Annotated in this window: 5 protein-coding genes; all 5 read right to left on the bottom strand. The window is 32.8% G+C overall.

Annotated elements, in window-relative coordinates; all coding sequences use genetic code 11:
* A partial coding sequence (locus ABWO04_RS08575; RefSeq protein ID WP_353079150.1) for a family 16 glycosylhydrolase occupies positions 1 to 1630 on the bottom strand: 1630 nt, incomplete at its 3' end.
* Between the two features lie 33 nt (positions 1631 to 1663).
* Positions 1664 to 3106: an MFS transporter gene (locus ABWO04_RS08570; RefSeq protein WP_353079148.1), complete on the bottom strand. Its 1443-nt coding sequence runs from the start codon at positions 3104 to 3106 to the stop codon at positions 1664 to 1666.
* Between the two features lie 22 nt (positions 3107 to 3128).
* Complete coding sequence (locus tag ABWO04_RS08565; RefSeq protein WP_502903977.1) at positions 3129 to 4598, bottom strand: glycoside hydrolase family 30 protein; 1470 nt, start codon at positions 4596 to 4598, stop codon at positions 3129 to 3131.
* Positions 4599 to 4646: 48 nt separating this feature from the next.
* Entirely contained in the window at positions 4647 to 5861 is a 1215-nt protein-coding gene (locus ABWO04_RS08560; RefSeq protein WP_353079144.1) for a glycoside hydrolase family 17 protein, read from the bottom strand.
* 35 nt (positions 5862 to 5896) lie between these two features.
* A partial coding sequence (locus ABWO04_RS08555) for a GH149 family glycoside hydrolase (RefSeq protein WP_502903976.1) occupies positions 5897 to 7928 on the bottom strand: 2032 nt, incomplete at its 5' end.

Here is a 7928-nt window from a genome sequence, read left to right as displayed (position 1 = left end):
GTGAAAGATTTTTAATATCAATATTATTCGTATCCGTTTTGGTTTCTAAAACTAACATACCTGTCATATTATATACTTCAACTTTGTCAATTTCATCTTCAGAAATTATTTTTATGTAGTCTTCAACAGGATTTAAAAATGTAAAATCTAAAGGCTCTTGAATTGAAGCCACTTCTAAAACACAATTACTACCTACCACATACGAATAATAGTTAGTTACAGACATTCCACCTGCATAAGCAAACTTCACACCATAATTTATTGTACTTCCTATAGTTTGTCCCGTTATTGTATGTGTAAAAATATTACCTGATACATTCGTCATTTGAGTTTCTGCAAATGGACTTTGTCGCCACAGATAAGCCACTACTCCAACTTTATCCGTATCTAGTAAGCCGTAAGTAATTTTAACATTGGTTCCTAAGGTTTCAAAAGCATAATTGTATCCTGTAGTAAATGATCCTATTTGTGCTAAATTACTGGTACCGAAGCAGCCAGTTACAGCTGTTGTAGTTGCATTAATTACAATGGGGTTCGAAACAAAATTATTTCCAGCTAAATCACTTGCTGCTATTGAAAAAACATAGTTTGTATTTGGGTTTAAGTTGGGAACCACTACCGATTTTTGAACTCCAGAAGGGCTAGCTGTATTAATTGTACCACCGCTATAATTAATGCTATAAGAAACATTTCCTGAATTGTCGTTACCGTTTAATAACAGTTCAATAGTTGAGCTAGTTACTGCACCAATAGTAGCCGTAAAATTAGTTGGCGCTTGTGTGTCGACAGTAGTGTTTTGGTATACTCTAACATAATCGATAACCATTGACGCTTGTGTAAAGTTTGAAGGAATAGTACCTGCTACACCACCCATAGCAATATTTAATAATAAATATTGTTCGGCGTTAAAAGGCCAATTACTTGGCGTTTTTACTGCAGGATTATAGGTATAAAACGCTACTCCATCTAATAAAAAAGTTATTTGATATGGAGACCAATTCATAGAATATACGTGGTAATCGGTTCCTAAATTAGCGGCTATCGTTCCACCATGATTTACTGTACTTCCAAAAGAAGAAGGGGTATGTATCGCACTTTGTACGTAACCTGCAGGTTGCGATTGTGTAATACCATGTTCCATAATATCAATTTCACCACAAGCAGGCCAACCGGTTGTTCCAAATTGAGCATCAAAAAAACCGCCATCTTCATTTATATTTTTCCCTAACAACCATAAAGCAGGCCAAGTACCTTGATTGGTTGGAATTTTTGCACGAATGTCCACACGACCATAAAGAAAAGCAAATTTTGAATTTAATCGTGCAGAAGTATATTGTTTTGTTACATTCTGACTGGTGTAAGGTTCTTTTTTTGCAGTGATGTTTAGAAAACCACCAGAAACAGATGAATTAGTAAGTTGGTTCGTATAATGTTGTACTTCGCCATTATACCAACTTCCACCGGCTGGAATTTGGATTTGATGATGCCATTTGGTTGCATTTACTGCTCCAGTACCATCAAATTCATCTGACCATACTAAATTATTGTAAACTACATCAACTTGGGCAAAACCAAATTGTATTACAAACAATAGGGTTAACAGAATTTGAAATTGTGTATTTTTTTTCATTGTGTTGTTATAAAACTAATTTATTTTTAATGCTTAGCGAACTCGTTTCTGAGCTAAAGCTTTTCTTTCCTCTAATTCTTTTTTTATTTCGTTTGCTTTTTTCTCAGTAAGATTATAGTCCCACATGATCCACATGGCTATTAATGTTCCACATATTGGCACACCAGAGAAAAATAATCTCAAACCTGTAACTGCTCCTTCTGGTTGAGTAGGCGCTCCGGCTTTAAAAGCAACAGCAGACATAATAACACCCGTTAATAATCCTGCAATGGCAAAACCGAATTTTACCATCCACCAATAAATAGCTCCGAAAATACCTTCTCTTCTTTTTCCAGATTCTAATTCATCCATGTCGCAAACATCAGCTGTCATAGACATCATAAGTGTGAACAAACTTCCAATACCGAAAGAAAAGAATGGCAACGCAAATAAAAACATATACGGTTTACCCGGAATGAACAATAACCATAATAATATATATCCAATTACAGAAATACCTTGTGAGATTAAAAATACTGTTTTTTTCTCCATTTTTTTTGACATCCAAGCTACTATTGGTATCACTATAAACGTAGTTGCTAAAGCACCCAAACATCCAAAAAGTGTTGGCCAAATTCCAGCAGCAGCAGTATCTCCATTAAATAGATAATATACCACAATAAAAAAAGTAAAACCTGCAACTGTATTAAAGGCATTAAAAATTAAAAATGTAGCGATGCATAGTTTTCTAAATGGTTTATTTGAAAATGCTTCTTTAAAACTACTAATAATTTCTTTAAAGCTGCCTCCAATTGTTTTATACGTTAAAGGTTTTAACGAATCGTCAAACTTGGTTGATTTACTTTTAATAAAAATGGCAGGTACCATCGCTAAAAGCATAAAAACTAATCCTACCCATATGGCTAATGTTCTTGTGGCAGTATCTGCATTTGGGAACCAAGATGGATCGTACATAATTACCCAAAACCATGGTGCGATAACCCAAGCCCACTGTCCTATCCATTGAGAAATAGCCATAATACTGGTGCGTTCGTGAAAATCGTCACTCATTTCGTAACCCATAGCTACATACGGTACGCTAAAGATGGAAAGACCAATGTGAAAAATTAGTGACATTACAAGAAAAAATATGAAATTATAAGTCACGCTGTTTTCACGGTATAATTGCCACATAATTATAAAAGATAATCCCATAATTATAGAGCCGATAAAGACATATTGTCTTCTTCTACCCCAATCTGATTTTGTGTTATCTGATATAAACCCCATAATAGGATCAAAAAAAGCATCAACTATTCTAGGTACAAAAAATAAAACACCCCACATCCATGATGGCATTCCTAAATTTTCAACTAATACCACCATAAAAATCCCTAAGGCTGCTGGAAACATTTGATTGGCAAGCATTCCTAATCCAAAGGCAATTTTTTGACTCATTGGAACCATTACTTTGGTATTTGTAATATTATTTGACATATGTTTAATTTTAATTGTGCAATTAGTTAGTTTTTATGAGTAGTGTTTGAAGCGCATTTGCGTCTATAGTAATTATTTTATTCTTTTTATTTAATTTAATATCAATTGTTTGAATACGATCAGTTGGATTAAAAATAGCCACTGCTATTGAACCATCCAGATTTTTAACTGCTGTTGCTACTACCTCTTTATTATCTATATTACATCCAATTTTTATAGCTCCTGGTCGCATAAACTTACTGAAATGAGCCATCACATAATATAAAGGTGTAAAATACACCTCATCATTTTTATCATCAACAAGTATTGGAGCTACGCACCAGTTTTTAAACCAATTTGGAGCTCCTTGTCTATCTAATACCATATTCCAATCTACCCATCCATCTACCCAATTGTTTAAACAACCGATTATATCCATAGCATAACGATGTACTGGAGCATATTTTGGATGTAAAGGTTTGTCTTTTTCACTTGCCCAATCCCAACCCCAATCTGTTGCTTCTTTTTTCCAATACCAGGCATCATCTTGCCAATGCGGAATTTCAGAATCGATACAACCTTCCGTTTCAATTAGAAATTTATTTGGTGCTTTTTGGTGAGCGTATTGTAAATCGGATGGAAAAACTTCGTAAGTACTTTCGTACCAATGAATGGCCATCCCATCAAAATATTTAGAGGTGTTTGTGTTTTTATACATTTCGTCTGCCCATTCTTTGATACCTGCACGATTTTGGTCGTAGCCTAAAATCTTTACATCTCCCCAACCGTCTTTTTCTAATTTTGGACCTAAATGATTTTGAACAAAAAGCGTCATTTCTTCTGGAGAAAAAAGCGTACTTTCCCAATTGTTTCCGTTACCATGAGGTTCATTTATAGGAGTAATTCCCCATATATCAATACCTTCCTTTTTATAAGCATTCAAATATTTAGAAAAATATAGGGCAAATGTGTCATTAAATTCTGGTACTAATTTCCCTCCAACAAAGCTTTTATTGTCTTTCATCCATGGTGGACATGACCAAGGGGAAGAAATGATTTTAAAGCCTTCCTTAGAAATTGCCTTTGCTTCTAAAATCATCGGAATTAAATCGGATTTATCGTCTTCTATGGTAAAATGTTCCAAAGTCATGTCGTTTTCAACTTTGGCATATGTGTAATTACTTAAAGAAAAATCACATGATGCTATGTGCGTTCTTGTTAGCGAATAATTGGCACCTGATTCGCTGAAATAGGCATTTAATATTTTGTTGCGATTTTCTTTTCCTAATTTATTCAATAAATAAGCTGAAGATTCTGTAAATGAGCCTCCGAAACCTGTAATCGTTTGAAATTTTTCATCAGGGTTAAGTGTAATAACAATTGGATTTCCTTTGTTAGAAAATTGGGTGATTTTAGTCAATGAATTTCCACTTGCAGATGTTTCATAAACTTGAACATTTAGTTTTGATGTTACGTTACAGCTTTGTAATGAAAATAGAAGTATACTTACCATTAACATTATAACTCTAACATTTATTTTGTATTTATTAATACTCATTATTTAATTCTTTAGAATAGAATTTGGTATTTTAACATCTAACCATAACTCGTTTACAACACCATTATATGACTTTGTTATTGGTTTCCCATTTCTTGTTAAACCTTTAAAAGTTCCATTATCCACATTTTTCCAGAGTGCATATTTCGCTTGAGATTGTAAATTAATTAATCCGAAATGATTTTCTGAACCTAATGGATTGGCACTATCTTTCCAATTTTCATCAAAAGCTTCAAAATAAAAACAAGTAATTTTTTCTTTGTTTGACCATTCTCGCATCAATTCATAATATTGAGCGGCTTTGTATTCGTCGGCTGCTTTAGAACCTTTATCTCCGTAATACACATTATCAGTGGTAGTCCAACCTGTTTCACCAATATGAACGGGTTTATCTACGCCAATCGATTTCATATATTTTACAACTCCATTATATTGTGAAATAGCATAATCTCTGGCTCTTAACATAGCCGCATCTATTTTCATTTTATCGGATAGATTTGCTTCATTTTCTTTTATTCCCCATATTTCTGGAAAATAACGTTCGTCGTGAATAGGATACGAATGCAAGGAAATATAATCTACCGCTTTTATTAAGCTATTCAAATCTTCGGTGTGATATTGCTCCTCACCTCCTCCCCAAGAAAGATAATTGTCTGAGCTTGTTATCCATAAATTTTTTGGTAATTGTTCTGATTTTTTTAATTCTTGTAAATGATTAACCCATTTTAAAATTATAGCTGGTGTAACATAATAACTGGTTGCCCATTTCACCATTGCTTCATTTCCAACAGAAATAATTTTGATAATCTCTGGATATTGATTGGATAATTCTACAGCTTTTTGAATTTCAATTGCATTACGTTGACTTTCTTCATCATGAATTGGTGCAATTTCTGTCCAAGCATTTTTACAATCAATCCAAACGCCTAACATCACATACATTTCAAACTTGGGATTCTCTTTTTTTAGTTCGGTTATGGCTTTTAGCACATTTACTATTTCTTCACGATGCAGATTATAGGTTCTGATTATTTTAATATCTATAGCTGCTAAAATTTTTAAATCCTCCTTAACTTCGGAAACATTTGGTTCTATGTCTCTTGAATTGGTGCGATAGCCACCATAACAAATGCCTTGATATTTAGGATTTCCTAATAATTTTTCTGCAGTCATTTCTCTTGAAACCAGATTACTAGTAATCGTTGGTTTACATGACATAAAAAATAGTAATATGATGTAAATTAGATATTTCATTATCTTAAAATACTTTCGTTTAAATACACTTCAATAACTGAAATTTCGTTCGTACGTTGCACTATTTTTTTACTTTCTACTTCGTTTAATTCTAAAGAATCAAACGTTTTTGTTTCTCCATTTTTATAGTTCAAAACTATTTTACTGGAGTTGTTAATTGTATAAATAACTGGAACTTGACATGTGGTGAAAGCTAAGCTATTTTTCTTAAGATGTATTTGTTTTATTGAACCGTCAACCATAATAAATGAAGCTTCGGTATCATTGGATAAAAATGCCTCTTTTTTGAGAAAGGCTGGTTGAAAATGTAATTTTCCATCAATCATTTTCACACCAAATTCACCTATTCGAACAAGGACATCTTCTTTTACTTGTCCTGTCATACCTGGTTGTTGAGCACCTTTACCAAAAGGTGTATGCGAATACGGATCTGTTGGAAAAGCACCGTACACTTTTGGCGATTTATGAATGCCAATTCCAGCTCCAATTTCATCAAAATGGTGCACTAATGCATTTATTGTTAATTGATCTTCCTTAGCATCTATTGCTTTATTAATAACCTCTAAAACAGCTAAATGCAACTTAGAGACCATATGCCAATAAATAGACCCTAAACCTTCATAACCATAAAAAGTTCCAGAACGTCCGGTAAATGCTTTGTGATTAAAAACTTCTTCAAAAATTTGCAGAATAAGCGTTGTTTCTTTTTCCACTAATTCTTTATATTCTTTATGTAAAGACAATTGATTTAATGCAATTTTTAAATCATTTGCGTTATGAAAATTTCCATTAAAATGATAATTCCCTTTAAGATCTTTATTAATTAGTTGATTATTAGATTGACTTAAAAGCTGATTTAACAAAGCTGATTTTTCTATGCTTTCCTTCGGAATCGTATTTTTCTCTAAAAATTTAGGTAATTCTTTATTTGGATATAAAATATAGCTGTTTTGATCTTTTCTGTACAAGGCACTATTTCTTAAAGCGTCCAACACTTTTATTGACTGCTTTGCTGAAAGAAACCCAGAACTTAAAATAGCCACTTGACCCTCAAGCATTTCTGGTAAATAGGAAATTGAAATGCCATTGTTTTCAACAGACATTAAATTATAAGCATGATAAAGGTCATCTTCTCTTTGGTTGGCTTTTATTGAATGTTCGATGAAATCAATGCTTACTTGAGTGAAATTCTTTAAACCTTGCATAGAATGTGTTCTTTTTTTACCCCAAAATCCGCTATTATAAACGTGGAATCTATATTCGGAAGCGGCTTGACCTAACGAATCAAGTATTTTTTTTCTATCTTCATTAGAAATTGAACTTGATAATACGTGTTTTTGTGAAAGTAAGCATTCTCTAATTGCATGGTAAAATTCCACCATTTCGTTAGAAATTTTAATTGTTTCTTGGTCAGAATTATTTAATAATTGTTGAAAAAACTTTAGAAATCTTCTTAAATAATTTAGCGTCACCATTGAAACACCATTGCCTACTAATGCATTATTTGCGTCATTCCATTCTGGGCGTTGGGTATTCATCCAAATTCCCGCTTCAGGAATAAAGTTAGACATTTTAGCCAGTATGGTAGCCAATAACTTTTCAATTAAATTTACATGATATATGTCGCCATTATTATCTCTTAATAAGGCACCATCAGCGCCATTTTCATTCCTACGTTGATTGATTTTCGCATCCCATTCATGATTAAATTCAATAGTATCTTTTGAATTTTTTAGTATATCTTGATGCGATTTGATAGTATAAGGCACCGCTGCATAAACGAAATATTCCTTATCAAAATAAGATTGAAGTTTTCCAGGTTGATAATTTTCTATGAATTCTAAAAACTTTAATAAATAGATAATCTGATGATCGCCCCAATAACCAATATAAGACCAAGGATTATCTGGCTCTATCGTTTCCCAATCAAAACCATCTTTCGTAACACGATAGGGATTATATCCGTCAAAAGTTGAAGCATTTAAAAACTTGTGAATCATTCCGTCAATAAACTCAGGATATGCATTTGCT

It is taken from the genome of Flavobacterium sp. (assembly GCF_040382755.1).
Classification (GTDB): Bacteria; Bacteroidota; Bacteroidia; order Flavobacteriales; family Flavobacteriaceae; genus Flavobacterium.
The sequence above is the reverse complement of the archived record's forward strand: the minus strand, read 5'-3'. Positions and strand labels throughout refer to the sequence as shown.

Bases quoted from the DNA above. Each gene is read 5' to 3' on its own strand.
- ABWO04_RS08570 (WP_353079148.1), bottom strand. From the start codon at position 3,106: ATGTCAAATAATATTACAAATACCAAAGTAATGGTTCCAATGAGTCAA.
- ABWO04_RS08565 (WP_502903977.1), bottom strand. From the start codon at position 4,598: ATGGTAAGTATACTTCTATTTTCATTACAAAGCTGTAACGTAACATCA.
- ABWO04_RS08560 (WP_353079144.1), bottom strand. From the start codon at position 5,861: ATGTCATGTAAACCAACGATTACTAGTAATCTGGTTTCAAGAGAAATG.